The organism is Nostoc sp., assembly GCF_036917515.1.
Taxonomy (GTDB): domain Bacteria; phylum Cyanobacteriota; class Cyanobacteriia; order Cyanobacteriales; family Nostocaceae; genus Nostoc.
On the sequence record NZ_JBALDE010000235.1, the window covers coordinates 1 to 19,154 of the forward strand.

19 protein-coding genes and 2 pseudogenes are annotated in these 19,154 nt (G+C 40.3%); 8 read left to right on the forward strand and 13 right to left on the reverse strand.

The window, feature by feature from the left end; translation table 11 throughout:
* Window positions 1-24: 24 nt before the first annotated feature.
* Window positions 25-249: an Eco57I restriction-modification methylase domain-containing protein gene (locus V7K89_RS36185; protein ID WP_442941805.1), complete on the reverse strand. Its 225-nt coding sequence runs from the start codon at window positions 247-249 to the stop codon at window positions 25-27.
* Window positions 250-500: 251 nt separating this feature from the next.
* Here V7K89_RS36185 and V7K89_RS30690 point away from each other — a divergent pair, with 251 nt between their 5' ends.
* A complete protein-coding gene (locus V7K89_RS30690) occupies window positions 501-746 on the forward strand; it encodes a hypothetical protein (protein WP_335194081.1) in 246 nt (81 codons plus the stop codon).
* 298 nt (window positions 747-1,044) lie between these two features.
* Here the strand turns inward: V7K89_RS30690 and V7K89_RS30695 are convergent.
* The 3 genes and pseudogenes from V7K89_RS30695 to V7K89_RS30705 form a co-directional block, all read right to left on the reverse strand.
* A pseudogene (locus V7K89_RS30695) lies at window positions 1,045-1,200 on the reverse strand (ClpX C4-type zinc finger protein); the annotation flags it as partial.
* A 145-nt stretch (window positions 1,201-1,345) separates the two neighbouring features.
* Window positions 1,346-3,910, reverse strand: a pseudogene (locus V7K89_RS30700) (helicase-related protein); the annotation flags it as partial.
* A gap of 237 nt (window positions 3,911-4,147) precedes the next feature.
* A complete protein-coding gene (locus tag V7K89_RS30705) occupies window positions 4,148-5,332 on the reverse strand; it encodes an NAD(P)H-quinone oxidoreductase subunit H (RefSeq protein WP_335194085.1) in 1,185 nt (394 codons plus the stop codon).
* Between the two features lie 263 nt (window positions 5,333-5,595).
* Between V7K89_RS30705 and V7K89_RS30710 the strand changes: the two genes are divergently transcribed.
* From V7K89_RS30710 to V7K89_RS30720, 3 genes are all read left to right on the forward strand, one after another.
* Entirely contained in the window at window positions 5,596-7,506 is a 1,911-nt protein-coding gene (locus V7K89_RS30710; protein ID WP_335194087.1) for a M48 family metalloprotease, read from the forward strand.
* Window positions 7,507-7,677: 171 nt separating this feature from the next.
* Window positions 7,678-8,562, forward strand: a complete 885-nt coding sequence (gene rsmH, locus V7K89_RS30715; protein ID WP_335194089.1) for a 16S rRNA (cytosine(1402)-N(4))-methyltransferase RsmH — start codon at window positions 7,678-7,680, stop codon at window positions 8,560-8,562.
* A 155-nt stretch (window positions 8,563-8,717) separates the two neighbouring features.
* On the forward strand, window positions 8,718-9,173 hold the full coding sequence (locus V7K89_RS30720) for a hypothetical protein (protein WP_335194091.1): 456 nt from the start codon (window positions 8,718-8,720) through the stop codon (window positions 9,171-9,173).
* 63 nt (window positions 9,174-9,236) lie between these two features.
* On the opposite strand, the gene V7K89_RS36190 is transcribed toward V7K89_RS30720, so the two are convergent.
* The 3 genes from V7K89_RS36190 to V7K89_RS30730 all read right to left on the reverse strand — a co-directional run bounded on the left by V7K89_RS36190 (window position 9,237) and on the right by V7K89_RS30730 (window position 10,317).
* On the reverse strand, window positions 9,237-9,335 hold the full coding sequence (locus tag V7K89_RS36190) for a DUF6888 family protein (RefSeq protein WP_442941806.1): 99 nt from the start codon (window positions 9,333-9,335) through the stop codon (window positions 9,237-9,239).
* A gap of 156 nt (window positions 9,336-9,491) precedes the next feature.
* On the reverse strand, window positions 9,492-10,025 hold the full coding sequence (locus V7K89_RS30725; RefSeq protein WP_335194093.1) for a hypothetical protein: 534 nt from the start codon (window positions 10,023-10,025) through the stop codon (window positions 9,492-9,494).
* Complete coding sequence (locus tag V7K89_RS30730; protein ID WP_335194095.1) at window positions 9,964-10,317, reverse strand: PadR family transcriptional regulator; 354 nt, start codon at window positions 10,315-10,317, stop codon at window positions 9,964-9,966. Before V7K89_RS30730 ends, V7K89_RS30725 begins: the two co-directional genes overlap by 62 nt.
* A gap of 299 nt (window positions 10,318-10,616) precedes the next feature.
* Here V7K89_RS30730 and V7K89_RS30735 point away from each other — a divergent pair, with 299 nt between their 5' ends.
* Both V7K89_RS30735 and V7K89_RS30740 read left to right on the forward strand, forming a co-directional pair.
* Window positions 10,617-10,814: a hypothetical protein gene (locus V7K89_RS30735; RefSeq protein ID WP_335194097.1), complete on the forward strand. Its 198-nt coding sequence runs from the start codon at window positions 10,617-10,619 to the stop codon at window positions 10,812-10,814.
* Window positions 10,815-10,959: 145 nt separating this feature from the next.
* A complete protein-coding gene (locus tag V7K89_RS30740; protein ID WP_104909440.1) occupies window positions 10,960-11,166 on the forward strand; it encodes a glycogen debranching protein in 207 nt (68 codons plus the stop codon).
* Window positions 11,167-11,219: 53 nt separating this feature from the next.
* Here the strand turns inward: V7K89_RS30740 and V7K89_RS30745 are convergent, their stop codons facing one another.
* On the reverse strand, window positions 11,220-11,459 hold the full coding sequence (locus V7K89_RS30745; RefSeq protein WP_335194099.1) for a hypothetical protein: 240 nt from the start codon (window positions 11,457-11,459) through the stop codon (window positions 11,220-11,222).
* A 171-nt stretch (window positions 11,460-11,630) separates the two neighbouring features.
* On the opposite strand from V7K89_RS30745, the gene V7K89_RS30750 reads away from it, so the two are divergent.
* Complete coding sequence (locus tag V7K89_RS30750; protein ID WP_335194101.1) at window positions 11,631-12,191, forward strand: methylmalonic aciduria and homocystinuria type D protein; 561 nt, start codon at window positions 11,631-11,633, stop codon at window positions 12,189-12,191.
* Window positions 12,192-12,538: 347 nt separating this feature from the next.
* On the opposite strand, the gene V7K89_RS30755 is transcribed toward V7K89_RS30750, so the two are convergent.
* The 5 genes from V7K89_RS30755 to dnaK form a co-directional block, all read right to left on the reverse strand.
* On the reverse strand, window positions 12,539-12,811 hold the full coding sequence (locus V7K89_RS30755; RefSeq protein WP_335194103.1) for a DUF3143 domain-containing protein: 273 nt from the start codon (window positions 12,809-12,811) through the stop codon (window positions 12,539-12,541).
* A 31-nt stretch (window positions 12,812-12,842) separates the two neighbouring features.
* Window positions 12,843-13,367 (reverse strand): J domain-containing protein, encoded by a 525-nt coding sequence (locus tag V7K89_RS30760; RefSeq protein ID WP_335194112.1) that lies wholly within the window; start codon window positions 13,365-13,367, stop codon window positions 12,843-12,845.
* Between the two features lie 221 nt (window positions 13,368-13,588).
* The gene (locus V7K89_RS30765) at window positions 13,589-14,413 is read right to left on the reverse strand and encodes a DUF3800 domain-containing protein (RefSeq protein WP_335194105.1); all 825 of its coding nucleotides are present in this window, start codon (window positions 14,411-14,413) and stop codon (window positions 13,589-13,591) included.
* A gap of 147 nt (window positions 14,414-14,560) precedes the next feature.
* The gene (locus V7K89_RS30770) at window positions 14,561-15,556 is read right to left on the reverse strand and encodes a DnaJ C-terminal domain-containing protein (protein WP_335194107.1); all 996 of its coding nucleotides are present in this window, start codon (window positions 15,554-15,556) and stop codon (window positions 14,561-14,563) included.
* A 143-nt stretch (window positions 15,557-15,699) separates the two neighbouring features.
* Window positions 15,700-17,781, reverse strand: a complete 2,082-nt coding sequence (gene dnaK, locus V7K89_RS30775) for a molecular chaperone DnaK (RefSeq protein WP_335194108.1) — start codon at window positions 17,779-17,781, stop codon at window positions 15,700-15,702.
* 318 nt (window positions 17,782-18,099) lie between these two features.
* Between dnaK and V7K89_RS30780 the strand changes: the two genes are divergently transcribed.
* On the forward strand, window positions 18,100-18,948 hold the full coding sequence (locus V7K89_RS30780) for a M28 family peptidase (protein WP_335194110.1): 849 nt from the start codon (window positions 18,100-18,102) through the stop codon (window positions 18,946-18,948).
* Window positions 18,949-19,154 lie beyond the last annotated feature (206 nt).

The window sequence follows — 19,154 nt, forward strand, 5'->3', positions numbered from 1 at the left end:
TCCGCAAGCAACTGGAGTACTTCCCTACCTTGCGAGCGGCAATGGAGTATGTTCTGAGTTTAGTGTCCTAACCAACCTGGCGGTTGCTATAAATAGCATTTTTCGAAGCTTATTAGCTCCTAAATCAGTATAAATACCACTTGGTATAACGATGCCACATCCACCACCATGACGTAAAAGATTAAAACATTGTTCTAAAAACAGTTTGTAAAAATTAACATCTTTTCCGTGGCGTTTACCATTAATTATAGGAACCTGATTTTTATACTGTTCAGCAAATCTAAAATACTCTTATATTTTATAAATCCTTTATGCTTAGTTAAGGTTCAGCGATACTACCGAAAAAGTTATCCATTTATCTGAGCATCGGCTTAATTTGTGCAGTTGTCATTTTTAATTGTCAAGTATATTTGCTGATTACTTTATCAAAGTAGCTAATTGCTTTATAAAAATGCCCGTTTGCTTTCTCAAAATACTGAAATGCTTTCTCAAAAGAAGCTTTGACTTACTCAAAAGAAGCTTTTGCTTTCTCATTTTGGTGTTTTCCGCAAGCAAAAGCAGCTTTGACTTACTCAAAAGAAGCTTTTACTTTCTCATTTTGGTGTTTTCCGCAAGCAAAAGCAGCTTTTACTTATTCAAAAGAAGCTTTTACTTTCTCATTTTGGTGTTTTCCGCAAGTCAAATCAGCTTTTACTTATTCAAACCCCAGTTTGCTTTCTTATTTCAGTATTTTACGTAAGATGTAGGTTGTATTGAGGAATGAAACCCAAGATATATCAAAGCTTTGTTGGGTTTTGCAAAGCCTCAACCCAACCTAGTATAGGGCTTGTGAGTTGAGTGCAATACAGACCTAACCGAATGGCACTAAGAAAAGCTGAAACCTTTGTTTAGAGTGGGTGTGGAAGGTGTGGGAGGAGACACCAGAACTCAAATTCTGCACTTTTTCTATTTTCTCTTGCAGGACTCAGCGGATTTCTGCCCTTCTTCTATTTCCTCCTCAGTCAAATTCAGCAATTTCTCTACTTGCTCTTGAGTTAGTGGGGGAATTTCTTTGCTGATAATTCGATTACAAATATCAACACACTCATTGCAGATGAATACACTTGGACCTGCAATCAGAAGGTCAACCTGTTCCTGGCTTTTGCCACAGAATGAACAGCAATGCTTAGGCTTGGTTTGAGCAGAAGTTTTACTAGTCATAGTTTTAATCTCCTGAAGTGAAGTTGATTGAATTTGCTCATGAAAGGGCGATAATTTTTCTCTGAGTTGGTGTCGAGCTTTATGTAAACGCCCCTTCACTGCACTCACTGAGAGATTTAGGCGATTCGCCACTTCTTGTATGACAATCAGCATTTTGTCCAATACGGTCTACTCTTCCGGCGCGTTGAATTAAGCGAATAATCGCCCAAGGTAAATCCCAATTGACGATAATTGCACAGTCTTGCAAATTATGACCTTCACTCAAAACATCGGTGGCGATTAAAATCCGTAACTCATCTGATGATGAAATTTGCTCGCGTTTTCCATTACTCACAGGACTAAATCTTCCCGTCATTAATGTCGGGTCTTTAGATTGACCTGTCACCCCAGCGACATTAATAATATGACTTGACTGTAAATTATCTTCAAGGTAACGAACTGTATCAGCAAATTGGGTGAAAATTAGTACTTTATCTTGGGGGTGAGTTTTTGTGAGCAGTTTAATTAAAGCAGCAAGTTTTTCATCTTTTTGAGGATTCCACTCACCACACTGTTGCAGCACATTAATCAGTGCTTTGGCATCTTCTAACAAATCTCGTTTCAGTTTTTTAATATCAAAAAGTGTAGAACGCAACCACTTAAATCGTCGTTGATATCGAGTTGTATATTCTTGGTAAATTAATTCTGCTCTTTGACGAAAAACTTTTTCTGTTTTAGATGCTTTCTCATCCTTGTTATCAAAATAAGTTACTTCTTCTCTTTTCACTTGCAGCAAAGTAGTAGAATCATCTTCTTCGGTTTCTGTATCAAACAAGGTTGCTACCACAGAATCGGCATCTTCATCATTATTACTTGTATCTAATAACTCAGCCTCTTGAGTTCCAATCGGAATATTAAGTCCCTGTTCTAAAGCATATAAATAGATAAAGTTCCGTAAAATGTGGCGCTCAATTGATTGAATAAAAGCAACACCACTACTTTCCAAACGTTTAAATAAATTAGTGCGAGAAAAGCCCATTAACCTCCTACCACCACGAAATAAGCTATTAATAAAGCGTTGCTCTGTGTCTGTAGGCGGCTGTTTGTGTTTGGTAATAACATAATTTCCTAGCCCATAACGAGGTAAGTTAAGGTGATTAATAACTTCTACTACCGATTCAGAGTAAAGACGAGCATAAAAGTCTGTGTTAGAAGCTTCTAAAGGAAACTTAAGACTACGAGGTAAACGCTGAGGAAAATAAGAACGTCTTCCATCAGCAAATTCTAAATATTTCCGCCCAGTTTCATCTGTTTGGGCATAATTATCTTTAATAAAAGAGTGAGTGCGTCGCACCATGTAACGCTTCATCAATTCTCGCCAGTCATCAGGGTGTTCGCTTTTCTCAAAAGCTGCTAAAGAACGTACAGAACATTGATGTTTTTTAATAAATTCTAATTCTCCCAGAGAACTGCCACCAAGTTCATTAATTAAAGCTTCTGGTCTTAATCCCAAATCTTGGTCTTCTGGTACAAATAGCCGCAGTTGAGCAGAAAGGTCAAGATAACTTTTATTGTAAGGAGTAGCTGATAATAAAATACATTTACTTTCATTGGCAGCAATATATTCTGTAATTGCTCGATAACGTTTGCCTTCGCGGTTACGTAAATTATGACTTTCATCAATCAATACAACTCGGTAACGGCGGAGTTTTGGTAATTTATTTTGTACTTGACTAATTGGCATAACTTCAGCAAGTAACCGATAATTATTTACATATTCTTGCCACATTGGCACCAAGTTTTTCGGACAAATAATTAGTGTTTCTAAAAAGCAATCTTCTTGTAATATCTTGGCCAAGGCGGTTCCAACTAAAGTTTTGCCCAAACCAACCACATCACCCACTAATACGCCGCCACGCCTTGTTACATGACGTGCTGCTAGCTGTACGGCGGCTTTTTGGAAATCAAATAAGTTATTAAATTCGCGAGGGATACGAAATTCTGAAAGTCCAGCGATCGCTTCATGGGATAAGTGGTAAGCTATCTTCAGGTAGATGTAGTAAGGTGAGATTAATTTTTCTCTTGCCCAGCTTTGATCGATAATTTCTGCCAATTCTGGGGAAATATCTACACAACCGTAATCTTGCCAGCGATCGCTAAACCACTTTTGCAGTTTATTACAAGCATCGTGGTCTAAAATATCAACATTCAACTCCCCTTGTTTCGCCAGTCCGGGAAGGGTTAAATTACTACTACCTAAGAATCCCACAGTTGGAGTATTAGGGTCATGCCGATGCACAAGATATAACTTGGCGTGGAGAGAATGGCGTAAAAACAGTTTAATAATTAGTTTCTGAGTTTTTAGCTGATGACTTAAACGCCGCAACCCCGCTTCATCTTGATTAGTCGGCGCACCGATAGTCAACTGCTGGCGAAATTCTGCCGCCATACGTTTTTTAAACCGCACAATGCTACTGTTGTCAATCCGTCCATCACTACTAACAAGACTAAATGCCGCATGAACTTCATCACTAGGCAAACTTTGCATCCCAATTAGCAAACGGCAACAAGCATTTTCACTACCAACATACTGTTCAATTAAATCATCAATTCTTCGCCAACCTCTAAGGTTGAAGTAGCCAACGCAAAAATCTGCTCGATAAGAGATTTTGAGGGTTTCTCGTAAAATCGGTAACAATTGTAAATCAATATTGTCAAAAATGCGGGGCATTATTTAAAACTCTATAAATATTTTATACATCTGTTATATAAGTAAAAAATATTTATAGCTAGAGAAGGAGTGGTTCTACGAAGGACTGATTATTGTAGAGACGGCGATTTATCGCGTCTCCTGCTTTAACCCAAGCGTATTGTAATATAGTCAGTAGTTTTACCCAATACTAAAAAAATAGAGCAGTTGCACGTAATACAACTGCTCTAAAAAAGTATTTAGTTAGATAGATATTTACTACCTATCTACAGATCCCATAATTACGTCAACACTGCCAAGAATCACCACGATATCTGCAACCTTCATGCCCCGCAGTAAATGGGGGACAATCTGAAGGTTGTTAAAATCTGCGGCACGAATCTTCCAACGTGCAGGGAAGACATTATCCTCGCCAACCAAATAAATTCCCAATTCACCTTTGCCACTTTCTACACGAGCATAAATTTCACCCTTAGGCATCTTAAAAGTGGGGGAAACTTTTTTACCAATGAATTGATAATCAAATCCATCCCACTCAGATTTTTTACCTGCGGCTAAACGCTTGGCTTCCAGATTTTCGTAAGGGCCGCCAGGAAGTCCTTTAATTGCTTGGCGAATAATCTTTACAGATTCGCGCATTTCCCGCATCCGCACCACGTAACGCGCAAAGCAATCACCGGCGGTTTCCCACTGTACATCCCAGTCGAAATCGTCGTAACATTCGTAATGGTCAACTTTCCGCAAATCCCATTTCACGCCAGATGCGCGTAACATTGGGCCAGAAAGTCCCCAGTTAATTGCTTCTTCACGGGTGACAGTCCCAATACCCTCAACACGTCGCCGGAAGATAGGGTTATCGGTTACTAAGCGTTCGTACTCATCAACTTTGGGTATTAAGTAGTCGCAGAATTCCAGACACTTATCTATCCAACCGTAAGGTAAATCGGCTGCTACCCCACCAACACGGAAGTAATTGTTATTTACCATCCGATAACCTGTGGCGGCTTCCCACAAATCATAAATCATCTCCCGTTCCCGGAACTGGTAGAAAAAGGGAGTTTGTGCGCCTACGTCAGCGAGGAAAGGGCCAAACCATAGCAAGTGGTTAGCGATGCGGTTCAACTCCAGCATGATGACGCGGATGTAGCTAGCACGTTTGGGAACAGCGACACCTGCAAGTTTTTCTGGGGCGTTAACAGTGACGGCTTCGTTGAACATTCCCGCAGCGTAGTCCCACCGACTAACGTAAGGAACGTACATTACATTAGTGCGGTTCTCAGCAATTTTTTCCATTCCCCGGTGTAAATAGCCGATAACTGGTTCACAGTCAACGACATCCTCGCCATCCAAGGTGACAATTAACCGCAGAACCCCGTGCATTGAGGGGTGGTGTGGCCCCATATTTAGCACCATCGGTTCAGTGCGGGTTTCTAGTCTGGTCATAGATTTTGTGTTCTCCTGTTGTGTTCGTGTAGCGTGCCGAAGGCAAAATTTTGAATTGAACCGCCAAGATGTCAACCAGAATGTTTCAGTTTGTTGCACTTCTTCAACTATTATATGGAAGCTCGATATCCACTTAATTGAGGCATCGGATTTTTTTCACCTGATTGTGCTCAAATAAAGAGACAATGATTTCTGAGTTTTTACGTAAGCTATAAAGATATTGTGTCAGTTATATTACAGTTTTATGATGCTGATACACATCTATGACTTTCAATCAAGAGCGTTTTGATAAGCTAATTCAGAAGTTAGAAGTTTTTGCTAACAAACAACCGCATCTTTATAAATTGCACGTTGCTTTTTTGGCTACTTTGGGCTACGCATATATATTTTTGGTTCTAGCTGTAACGTTGACTCTGCTGGTAGGTATTATCTTTTTGATGCTTAACGCTCATTCAATTCATGCTTCATCTGTGAAAGGTGTTCTGTTTTTGTTGGCATTTGCATTGGTGTTAGTGCGATCGCTTTGGGTTTCTTTTCCCCCGCCTACAGGTTTACCACTACAATCTCAGGATGTACCCAATCTCTATTCTTTAATTAACGAAATCTCATCGAAGCTACAAGCTCCACGGTTTCACCACATTTTGCTGACCAACGATTTTAATGCAGGGGTTGTTCAAAGACCACGCTTAGGTTTACTGGGATGGCAGCAAAATTACTTAATTGTCGGTCTACCGCTGATGCTAGCACTGCCACCCGAACAATTTTGTGCTGTCTTAGCCCATGAACTAGGACATTTATCAGGAAATCACAGCCGTTTTAGTGGTTGGATTTATCGCCAACGTGAAACTTGGTATCGCATCATTAAAGGACTACGACAAGGTGGAAATGAAGTATCATTGTCAATCTTTGAGCGGTTTTTGACATGGTACAGCCCGTTTTTTAATGCCTATTCTTTTGTGTTAGCACGGATGGATGAATATGAAGCAGATAGATGTGCCGTTGAGCTAACGGGGGAACAAAATGCTGCTGAAGCTTTGATAAATGTGGAGGTCAAAGCTAGATTTCTAGAAAGATATTTTTGGTCTAGCATCTATAGACAAGTTGAAACAGAAATCGAACCACCAAAAATGACTTATATGGCTATGCAACAGGCTTTAAGTCAGAGACTTCATCAGGAAATAACAAGTAGTTATTTAATGGAAGCTTTAACAGAAAAAACTAATAATGCTGATACTCATCCTTGCCTGACAGATAGACTAAAAGCCTTGGGATACATCTTCAATCCTCAGCAGGAATTAGCTATATTTGCACCAATTGAAATCAGTGCTGCTCAAAAAATATTGGGAAATAGGTTAGAAAATTTTATCACACATTTTAGTCAAGCTTGGCGAGAAGAAATAGCAACACCTTGGCGACAAAAATATGTTGATTTTCAAGAATCAATAGCTACATTAAAAGATTTAAATCAAAAAGCAAAAACACAACAGCTAACTTTAGATGAAGCTAGTCAACGAGCCTTTTTAACATTTGAGTTTGATGGTGAAGAAGCGGTTATACCACTATTACAAGAAATTATTCATCGTGATGCTCACCACACCTCAGCTAATTATTTACTAGGTCAAATATTATTAAATAAACAGGATAAAACCGGAATAGAATACATTGAAAGAGCAATAGAGCAAGACTCAAGTATAGTCATAGAAGGTTGTCAGACAATTTGCTATTTTCTTCAAAAACAAGGAAAAATTCATGAAGCAAAATCTTATCAAGAACGTGCCGAAAATTATCATGAATTAATTTTGAAAGCACAGCAAGAGCGTTCCAATGTGAGAGAAAATGATAAATTTGAATCTCATAATATCTCAGATACAGAGCTAAACAAGCTTCGTCAGCAGTTATCTCATTATCCGCATATAATAACTGTTTATTTAGTTCAAAAAAATTTACAATATTTTCCTGATAAACCACTTTATATTCTAGCTGTGAAGCGAGAATTCAGTTGGTTAGAAGGTAGCCATGAAGCTGATAACTCAAAACTCGTGAACAGCTTGCTACAAGAAAATGAATTGCCCGGTAATGTATTCATTTTTATTTTAAATAACCATTTAAATATGGAGAAAAAATTAAAAAGGATACCAAATTCGATGATTTACCAAAAGAAAGGTAAAAAATAGCACTACAGATGCTTAAAGCTCAACATTCAAAGCTGACGCTGAGTGTTGAGTTTATGATATTTTCTTTTGTGTCTTAGTGGTTTAAAAACTATTTTTTAGCTAGGAACCACAAAGACATAAACAAAAGAATACATAATTAAAGTTCATCTGTGGTTTTTTGCCCTAAGTCTCATGAATCGTCAGCTAGCTATTGAAGAACCGATATTTTCTCATCTCCCAGTGTTACCGCAGGAAGTAATTGCAGGTCTAGCGGTATCTCCAGGAGGTCATTATCTTGATACGACGGTAGGCGGTGGAGGTCACAGCCGTTTGATTTTAGCAGCTGCACCAGATGTACAATTAACGGCAATTGACCAAGATGAGGAGGCTTTAGCAGCAGCGAGGAAAGAATTAGCAGAGTTTAGCGATCGCGTACAATTTATTCATCGCAATTTTGCTGACTACGAGTTTCCCCCTAACACTTTCGATGGTATTTTAGCCGATTTGGGGGTAAGTTCTTACCATTTAGACCAAGCAGAAAGAGGTTTTAGCTTTCGCCAAGCTGCAAATTTGGATATGCGAATGGATCGGGGGCGATCGCTAACTGCTGCTGATGTAATTAATAATTGGGATGAAGCGGAATTAGCAGATATTTTCTTTAAGTACGGTGAGGAAAGATTATCGCGGCGCATTGCAAGACGCATTGTTGAACGGCGACCGTTGCATACGACTACAGAATTGGCTGATGCGATCGCTTCTTCAGTTCCCCCGAAATACCGTTATGGCAGAATTCACCCGGCTACCCGTGTTTTTCAAGCTCTGCGAATTGTCGTCAACGATGAGTTAAAATCTCTAGAAACCTTTTTAGATAAAGCACCAAATGCCCTTGTCCCTGGCGGTAGAATTGCGATTATCAGTTTCCACAGTTTAGAAGACCGTCCGGTGAAGCATGGTTTAAGAAATTCACCTTTATTAAAAGTCTTGACAAAAAAGCCAATTATTGCTCAAGAAGAGGAAATTAGTCAGAATCCGCGATCGCGATCGGCCAAACTGAGGATAGCCCAAAAGCTGCTGTAACTGCAATGTAGGGTTAAACTGCTCCATCTCGTAGCTCAGAACTGCTGCGAATACGCTCTATATAGGACTTTTTTGCTTATTATATTATCGATATGAAATTCTTCTTATTTCCCCTAACAATCATTTTTTACTTCTATATAGCACAGACATTAGTTGTGCAAAGTTTTGATTCTATTCCCACTGTTTTTATGATTAGCAAAAGTTTACCTGAGACTGAGTGTGAGAACCAAGCCGAAGGTTTTGTAGTCAAATATTCTGCACCTACTGTTTCAATTACAGTTAAAAAGTTGTCACTAATTTGGAGTGAGAGAATCGAATCATACAAAAATTCCATATCTGCAATACCTAGTCAAGTCACAACTCATATAAAAAACAAAAAACTTACTAACTATCAGTTGAATCAACTTAAAAAACTGATTCAATCAAGTGGCTTTATGAATTTAGCAGCAGAGTATGGTGTAGCGACTAATCAAAGGTACTATCCTTATTCTATTTCAGTATGTATAGACAATAAAGAGAAAAAAGTATTTTTAAGAAGTAATCCGAGTAATGGTAAAAGTCCTGAAGCATTCCGAGTTGTGGAAGATTATTTACGACAGCTAATTAAGTAGTGCACTTACCCTCCTATCGTCTAGGAACAAGCCGAAATTTCTTCCTTAAAAATTCGTACCTTATTATACAACGTAGATGATTGCTGTAATAGGCAAGTAAAGCTTAGTAAACCAGCAGCACAATATGTAGCACTGTGTTTTTTGTTCTGGTGTAGGAATAATCTGAACTCCTTAACATTTGTTAAAGTTACTACTAAAAAGAAATTCTCAATAACCTGTGATGCACCGTGAGGGACATCTCCAAGAGAACAAAATAGATAAAAGGGAAATGGCGTAGTGGTAAATTACTCTACGCCATCCTTGAGAATGTATTTTCCTCTACTTGCTCTTGACTTTACCTAGTGAAAAGAAATCTGACAGCCTGATTTTTAAAGCAGAAATTACCAGGATTACAGTTTTCCAAACATTGTTAAGATTAACTACCCAGCGAGGATAGTCTTTATGCAGCATCTCCCAATTCACTTCGTACAAATCCCCTAGCCATTCTTCACGTCGTTCTGGGGGGAAGAGGTAAGCAATTGGGGAAGCTATCCACCTACTAGCCCAAGTTTCAGCAGGATCAGATTTTTTATACTTGCGTAATCTCTTCTTTAACTTAGAGAGCTTTTCTAGATTTTCTACTGAGTCTTCTAAATCGTTCACCACTTTCTGAATTATCAACTCTTCCACAACTTGGATAACTTCCTCTGATTTTAAAGATGTTATGGTCTGCAAGTGTTGTGTCTTGAGCTGAATTTCTTTTATAGTAAATTCCCAATCGTTATCTTCTATTTCTGTGCCTGCTGTTCCACTAACTGGGCTGCCAAGTAAGTAGGTTAGAGCGGAAAGATTGGACGGCTTCGAGAGTCGCAACGCCGCTACCTGTGAGTTTGTAATAGCGTCGTCTTGCTCCACCTCGTTCTTCACGCCCTTCATCTCCCCAACGGGATTCGACAAGCCCTTTCTTTTCCAGAGAATGGAGAACAGGGTAAAGTGTGCCAATCCCCATCTTAGTGTTACCGCCGCTAGCCTCTTCCATAGCCTGCGGAATTTGCAGACCATAAAGTTCTTTGTTGTAAAGTGCAAGCAATACGATTTCTTCTCGTGGTGAAACTTGGGCATTAGTTAAACCTTTGTTAAGTATTTGTTTAGCGTTTGTCTGCATTATTGTGTCCCGTGTTGAATAGCTTACTTAGATACTTCTCGTTGTTACGACCCCTGTAATGGGGCAACGAGCATACTCGCTGTTACGACTCCTATTAAAGGGCAGCAAGACTTTTATCTTAAATTAATTATACCTTATAAATTTGATAATTACTGTCAAACATCTATGGGGCTTGGGCAAGCCGCACTTGCTGCTAACACTTTAAAACTTGCAGAGCAATTCCTTTTGAGAAATTATCTCAACTTTGCTCAAACAATGATCTATTAACCTAGCGCTGTTGAAAAGTTAAAAAAGGGTAGATGGAAATTAGCAATCTGTTTACAGCAGATGGCATGGTCATCTCGCCTCTGCTGGGGTTCTCCTTGTTAGTGGTGGCACTGATTCTCAAACGTGTCAGCTTTTGGGCAAAGATAAATAATCAGCAAAACAAGGTGGTGCTAGAGGTACTACAGCTTTATCACCTTGATAATGTAATTAGTGCTGTGCCTAGCAGATGAAGCAGAACTAGGTAATGTAAATTGGTAATCGGTAATTGAGATTAGTTCACTACTTATTACAGATTTTGCTCTACAATTTTCGACTCTAATAGTGTTCTAAAATGACAAATAGCTTTTTTCGCTAAAGTTTTAGAGGGAATATTCCATGACTATTTGGGTAAATGAGCAAATTGATCCGTCTGGAATGATTCATGCCTGTATTGCCACTTGTAATGAATCTCAAGCTAAAGATTGTCATGATTCTTTTGAGAATAATTTGACCGAGAGGCAAAAGGCAGCAGGTTGGGTAGCGCGATTGCGAACAGTCGATTCTTGGGATGAAGTGCCAGTGAATTCTTTAAAACTCAATTAATTGGGTGCTATAGAAAGTAGGCTAAAAGTTTAACTTTTTCTAAGCAGACAAGATTACCTTTGTCTTTTGAGCGAAACTTTGACGCGCTTTGCTTTACCAGATGCCTGTTTAATCCAGCTTTGCTGACAGTTAGACATTTTGGTTTTGACTATAAATCGTCTAAGATGGAGGTCATTTTTTGGGATTTTGAGCGAACATATTTCAGGAGCGTAGACGTAGCCTGCCATAAGCATCGCTTGTCTACTACACGCTGTATCTCTGCCAATGCCTAGAGCGATCGCAGCAAATACCATCAGAACAGGTTAATAAAGGATAAAATTCGGATTAAAATTATCAAATTATTAGTAACTACTTCTAAAAAAAAGTAACATATTATAGGAAAATGATGATTTTTCTTAACTTTTAAGAGGTATCATCTATACCGTAGATTAAATTAAAAAACTTGTATAAGCCGAATCAATTTAGTGAACTATCCCAAAGTTTACACTTCGGAGCAAGCCTGTCCGATTAATTTAGTTGGCGAAACAGGACAAGCGGTTCAAATTTCAATTCATGCTCCCAGTCAATATATCTGTGCCAACTGCGAACGGATATTACCAGATTGGAAACGGCAGCAGCCATTTTTACGAGTAGTGATTGTATTACAGCAATCGCGTTATCAATTAGTCGAAAAAACAGCAGAAATAGAGTTAGAGAAAGAACGCTTACGAGAAAAGTTTATGAGATTTGGCTGTGATTTAGCATTTAATTTGCGTGATCGCGGTTATTTAACTGACCTGATTGACCCTCGTACAGGCTATCCTTTACTCTCCCATCCCGGAGCAATTCCTCACGACGACACAGCAGTTGTCAAAGCTTTGCTCAACTATCCAGTGATTAAAAATCAATGCCGCGTGTTAATTCATCCCGATTGGGGTGCAGCAGTTTATCCTGGGATTTTGATATCAGAAGCTCCCCCAATTGCGATCGAATGGGTTACTAAAGGTATAGCATCCATGCATGGGTGGAAAGAAATTAATTATTAGTCATTAGTCATTAGTCATTAGTCATTGGTCATTGGTCATTGACTATTGTAAAGACGCATATCAGCACTTGTATTTCCAAATAAATAGCTACGACAGTTGAAGCCTTTGATAATGCGGTTTGTTACTTCCTCTCATGAGTGGACGCTACGAAGTCAAGCCGGGAATAATAGCTTTTGGTTCCAATTTGGGTAAAACTCAGGTTTATCAGTGTGTATTTCAAATTGATGATAATTTTACTTACTCTCATCAGGCTAAACTTTTAGTCCGTGGAGAACAGTTGAGCAAGTACTACCACTGCAATTTTTTTTAGGATATGTAGGATATGTATCTAATTCATTAGCACTTCCTTATGGCCCAGAAAACACAGCTTGTTCTACATCATCCCGACTAAGAGAATACTTGAATGAGCGTTGAATATCTTGTCCATTTTCCCCAGATTGGACATATCGCACTACAATTTGTTCAACATCAAGCCATAATTCAGCTTGCCAATTAGGTCGCTGCACACGCCAGCAATGCCTTTGTGTTTCGTCTTGTTGACAGCCTTGGTCTTTTAGCCACTGCTCAATTTGTGGTAGGGGATGATTATATAGGGGAGTATCAGAGGGAAGAAGAACCATAGGAATTTTAGATTTTGGATTAGGGAATTGTTTAATTTTTAATAATTGGATGGGTAATTAGTTGCAACAGATAGGTAATCTGCTGTTGTACAGATGCAGATGATTGCAGCTTATCGGTTTGGAAAGCAGCCTCGCCACGAGTTAAGCCAATGGCAACTGCTAATAATAGACAACCTACAAATGTTAACACCAGCATAAATAAAGCAAAGATTTCGCCAGATGATAAGGGGCGATCGCTCGCATCGAGGTAAGCTGATTTTGACCAGTCGTGAGAACGCGAGACGGGATGATTCAAATCAGAAGGTGGTTGAATCACTCCAAAGCGGGAATAACCAATTTTTAAATCGTAGCTTAATCGGCGTTCTGGATGGCTAAGGGTAGCGTAAGCTTCGTTGATTTGCTGAAATTTGGGAGTGGCGATCGCAGTCGGCAAGTCTGTAGTATCAGGATGATAGAGTTTGCTCAGTTGCCGATAAGCGCGACGAATGTCAATTACCGATGCCCAGGGATGCAGTCCTAGCAGGGAGTAATAAGTTGGTTCGCTGCTTTGTGGCATTGCCCCGTTTTGATTCACGGCTGTTTGAGTCACCTTGCAATCAAGTTTTTTCTAGTATTGTAAACCTCTGCCATTCTCCAGAGGCAAAAATGGCTGATGAGATTCTGGCATCATGCCCAAACCTTTTATAGGTGAGGACTTGAATGGTTGTATTTATATACTGTACAATAGTATTTAGAGGGGCGAACGTCGGCTTCATGCCGTGTGTCCGAGTAGTAATTCTACTTAGACCTAGCCCCTTTTAGCTTTTCAAGAGTTAATGGGTTGCGATCGCTATACCACTCTCCATAAGGTTTGTTGCGATTATCGTTCAAGTCCATAATCAGTCTATATTTCTTAGCAAGGGGCAGAAAAAACTGCTCATTGTCGCGTTCATAGCATCGCTGTATAGCCCACAGGTAATAGTCGATGACTTGTAAACCAGCAACCTCAGATGGATAAGTAGGTTCAATGATAATCGAACTATTTGAGCTAATTTTCCATTGAGACTCAAAGTTTTTCTGAGCTTGGTTGATGGCTTGTTCTAGTGCTTCTTCGCGTACTGCCTTACCGCGTCTAGCAATAGCAATATTGATAACATCTGCTTTATGCAACAGATTTTTGAACACCCGTGTTATGAGATCGTCATAAATTGCGTTCTGCTGAAGCTTTGTACCTAAGCTCTTAAAATTTGCTTTTGCTGATTCTGCCATATCAGCTTTACTCCGAATTGCAATTAAAACTTTAATATCGAAAGACTCCATCAGTTCAAAAACCTTTTCACGAATTTCGGGATGGTCGTCCTTAGCGTGAAAGGTAATCGCAGTCTTTTTCGCCTCAGGCTGCATAGAGGGAATATTTTTGAAGCGAGGATGAGTCATCAAACTTGCGCGGAGTGCATTTAGTTCCCAGTTAACTTGTTCTGGATCAGAAATTTGAGCAACACCAACCATAAAAAATTTAGATGCTCCGGGTTGACCTACAATGATGCGTCCCTTTTTATCGAAGAATGTAAGATCACCTGCTTCGTCAACAAAGTAGTGACGAGATTTAATTTCTGCTGACATGCACTGGAAGATAAGGTAGATTTGACCTATTTTATGTCAATCTGAGATTATAGCCTCCAATTGGGTAATCGCTTGATCTCTTAACTCAAACTCAGGTTAAGTACTCAATTACTAATGTCAGTCATGGATTAATACCCTACTTCATCCTTAACGTATTAAATCAGCACGGGGTTTAAAGGTTTCAATTTGCCGTAACTTTTCGTAAAGCTCCCGTTCTTCTTGACTAATATTTTTCGGTGTAACTATTTGAATTTCTACTAGTTGATCGCCACGTTTGCCGGCATCGTTAGGATAACCTTTATTGCCTAGTCGAAATTTTTGACCAGACCTAACTCCAGGAGGGGTGGTCATTTTCACTGGGCCATCAAGAGTAGGTGCTTCTACCTGTCCTCCTAAAACTGCCTCGCTAGGAGTAACAGGTACTTGGCAGACGATATTTAAACCTTCTAGCTTAAATAATCGATGAGGTTCAACGGTAATTTTTAAGTATAGATCGCCACCACCAACGCCTTGGTTCCGCAAACGGATGGTTTGACCTGTTACCATCCCTGGAGGCATATTAACTTCTAGCGATCGCCCATCTTCCAAACGAATGCGTTCATTACCACCTTGATAAGCTTTTTCTAGTGGAAGCGTTAATCTGGCTTCTATATCTCGCCGGGTTGTGCGAGGTGGGGGGTTAACTGTATAGGCAACTTTTGTTCTAGGGGTACGATACGGATCGCTAGTATTGCCATTACTGGAGTTATTTGTTGCACTTTTATTTTTGACACCGATAACTTGATTAATAAAGCTTTCAAAATCGGAGAATTGGCTGGGATCTACGTCCTGATTGCCATTGCGATCGCTGGCGCTACTCTGCCAAGTTTTAGCCTTTGGTGTTTGTTTGTTACCTGCAAAGCCTTTTTGCTTCCAGTAGCGGCTAAACTGGTCGTACTGCGAGCGCTTGGCTGGATCGGAAAGAACTTCATAAGCCTCGCCGATATCTTTAAATTTTTCCTCAGATTCTTTGTTACCCGGATTCAGATCGGGGTGATATTGCCTTGCTAACCGCCGATAAACCTTTTTAATTTCTTCACCAGAGGCATCTTTAGATACTCCTAAAATCTCGTAGTAATCGCGAAAGTTCGGCAAATTTTGCATAGTTCAGTTATTTAAATTTTAGATTTTAGATTTTAGATTTTGGATTAATTAGGAGTTAGGAGTTATGAGTTGAAAGATTTAATTTTTAACTCCTGTACAGACGCGATTAATCGCGTCTGTACTCCTAACTTTTATTAAAAGTACTACAACCAATCATTGTCTTCTTCATCATCCCAGTTATCTTGGTAGCTGGGGCGGGATTTACGTGGAGGACGGCCTTCATAAGAGGAAGAACGATTATCGCGGTTATAATCTCTGCTGTAGTCTCTGCTGTAATCTTTGCCATAGTCTTTACTATATGAGTCGCGTTCTCGATATGTATCTCTGGGAAATTCGCGTTCTCGTTCTTTATCACCGCCAGTAAAGATGTCACGGATAGTACCAAACAAGTCATCGTCTTCATCTTCAGCATAAGTCTGGCGGACTTCCCGATTTAGCTCATAGAGAGCATCTTGCAAGTCGGCGTAGGCTTGATCGATACCGCGATCGCTATTTTCCTGAAGACTTTCCTTTAGTTGTCGGCAAATATTATCAATTCTTTGGCGACGGCTGCGGGCAAACTGCATACCAAATTCCAGCGCCACTTCCCTCAGTTGTCGTTCTGCTTGGAAAATCAATGCCTCAGAACGAGTCCGCTTTTCTATCCTCTCTTTACGTTCGCGATCAACATCGGCATATTTTTGAGCATCTTGAATCATCCGATTCACTTCCGACTCGTTCAAGGTGGAAGCGCCTTGAATGGTAATACTCTGCTCTCGCCCAGTGGTTCTATCTAAGGCTGTTACCTGTAAAATACCATTAGCATCAATATCAAATGACACCTGAACTTGAGGAATTCCTCGTGGTGCTGGTGGGATACCATACAGCTTGAACCGTCCTAAAGACTTGTTACTTGCTGCCATTTCCCGTTCGCCCTGAACTACGTGAATTTCCACAGTATTTTGGTTATTTTCTGACGTGGAAAAAATGTCAGAACGACGTACTGGGATGGTAGTATTACGAGGAATAAGTTTTTTCATCACGCCGCCGATGGTTTCCAATCCCAAAGATAAGGGTGTGACATCTAAAAGCAGCACATCTTTGAGTTCACCTGCGAGAATGCCTGCTTGAATTGCTGCACCCACTCCCACGACTTCATCGGGGTTGACATTTTCATTGGGTTCTATGCCAATCAAGTCGCGTACTAGCTGCTTCACCATTGGTATTCGCGTAGAACCACCAACTAACACCACTTCTTCAATGTCTCTAGGTGAAAGTCCAGCATCTTTGAGCGCTCGTTTCACTGGTGTCCGCAATCTTCCCGCCAAATCACTACACAAGCCTTCAAACTGGGAACGTGTTAGACGAGTTTCGAGATGTTTGGGGCCATCTTCTGTGGCAGTGATGAAGGGTAAGTTAATATCGGTGACGCTGACAGCAGAAAGCTCAATTTTGGCTTTTTCCGCCGCTTCCATCAGACGTTGCAAAGCTTGGCGATCGCGTCTTAAGTCCACCTCTTCTGTTTCTAGAAATTGCTCTGCTAACCAATCTACTATTATTTTGTCAAAGTCGTTTCCACCAAGTTGCGTATCGCCACTGGTAGCCTTGACTTCAAATATCCCATCGCCTACTTCTAAAATCGACACGTCAAAAGTGCCACCACCCAAGTCAAATACTAAGATAGTTTCTGTCTCACCCCGATCTAATCCATAAGCCAAAGATGCCGCCGTCGGTTCATTCAGAATTCTTAGCACCTCTAAACCAGCAATTCTACCAGCATCGCGGGTTGCCTGCCGCTGAGAATCGTTAAAATAGGCGGGTACTGTAATCACTGCCCCTGTGACTGGTTCACCCAAATAGCGGCTAGCATCGTCTGCCAATTTCTTCAGCACCATTGCCGAAATTTCTTCTGAGGCGAAATCTTTATTAAGACGGGGACAGGCAATTTTAATATTACCTACTTCGTCTTTGCGGATGGTGTAGGGTACACGCTTGGAATCTGCATTAAGTTCGCCATACTTCCGCCCAATGAAGCGTTTAACTGCAAAAAAGGTATTTTGGGGATTGAGGACGGTTTGTCGCCGTGCCATTTGCCCAACCACCCTTTCACCTTCTTTGCTGAAGCCAACTACGGAGGGGGTTGTTCGCATTCCTTCTGCATTGGCAATCACCACCGGCTTGCCACCCTCCATAACGGCGACTACTGAGTTGGTTGTACCCAAGTCGATGCCGACTACCTTGCCCATGCGTTACTCTTCTCCTAAAGTGTCTTATATATTTATTATGATTGGGCGGAACTACCTCTAGCTTTGTGCTACAAGATAAAAACACCTCAATGTATAATACTCATTATTAAGGCAGTAAGCTAAGAAGTGCAGCTAGAGGAGATAGTTGCAAGACTAGGATAGCATTGAGATGGTTGGTGTGCCTAAGCAGCCTCAATTCTTGTTATCCGCCTACTTCTGTTTACGGTATCTGCAAATTGCTAAATTCACCTTAATGATGCTTGCTCTGCTTTTTCAAGTGCCTAAAAATTCTTATATTATTGCTACTACTTTAAAGATTTGAATTTAACAAAGCGATTACAGACTTCCCTGAGTGAGATAGCGCGAGAACGCGATCCTTACATGGCAACAGCTGGGCATTTTTTTGTCCAAGAATACATCCGCCAGCAATTTTCCCAATGGGGGAGTGTGGAAATCCACACCTTTGAAGTCAGAGGTAAAGCTTGTAATAACTTGATATTAAATTTACTATCCCAAGCGAGAGGGCAAAAAAAGGATTTACTACCAATTTTAATTGGTGCTCATTATGATGGCGTTCCGGGAACAGCTGCGGCTGATGATAATGCTACAGGTGTAGCAGTGTTACTGGAATTGGCGAGAAAGTTTGCTACTGAACCTGTCAGATATCCCTTAAGGCTGGTTGCTTTCGATATGGAAGAATACGGCTTATTGGGTAGTGCTGATTATGCAGCCCTGTTGCATCAACAAAAGCAACAGCTACGCTTGATGATCTCCTTAGAAATGCTGGGCTATAAGGATTCTACACCTGGTTCCCAAAGTTACCCCCCTCCTCTGGAACGCTTCTACCCAGATACAGGTGATTTTATTGCTTTAATTGGTAATTTACGGACATTGCTTGACTTAATTGGGATGAGCCGTAATATTCGCAAAGCTGGCGTATCTAGTCAATGGCTACCCGTGCCGAATCGAGGTTTAATAGTTCCCCAAACCAGACTTAGCGATCATGCACCTTTCTGGGATTTAGGTTATTCAGCAATGATGGTGACAGATACAGCATTCTTGCGAAATCCACATTATCACAAAGCTAGTGATGCGATCGCTACTTTGGATTTAGATTTTCTTACTCGTGTATGTGAAGGTTTAGAGATGGCGATTCGGCGGTTGTGAAAAGATATTAGGAGAGGTTCATAGTTTGCCAAACAAGACTTAGCGATCGCACCTCTTTTTGAGATGTGATTTATCTTGCCATTCTGGGTATAGATACAGTATGTTTGCAGAATATATAGCGGTTCTCAGTTGGGTGCAATATAGTAACAGCAGTGGGTGAACCATCCAATAATGTCTTTTTTAGTTACCGCATTCAGAGCATTTGT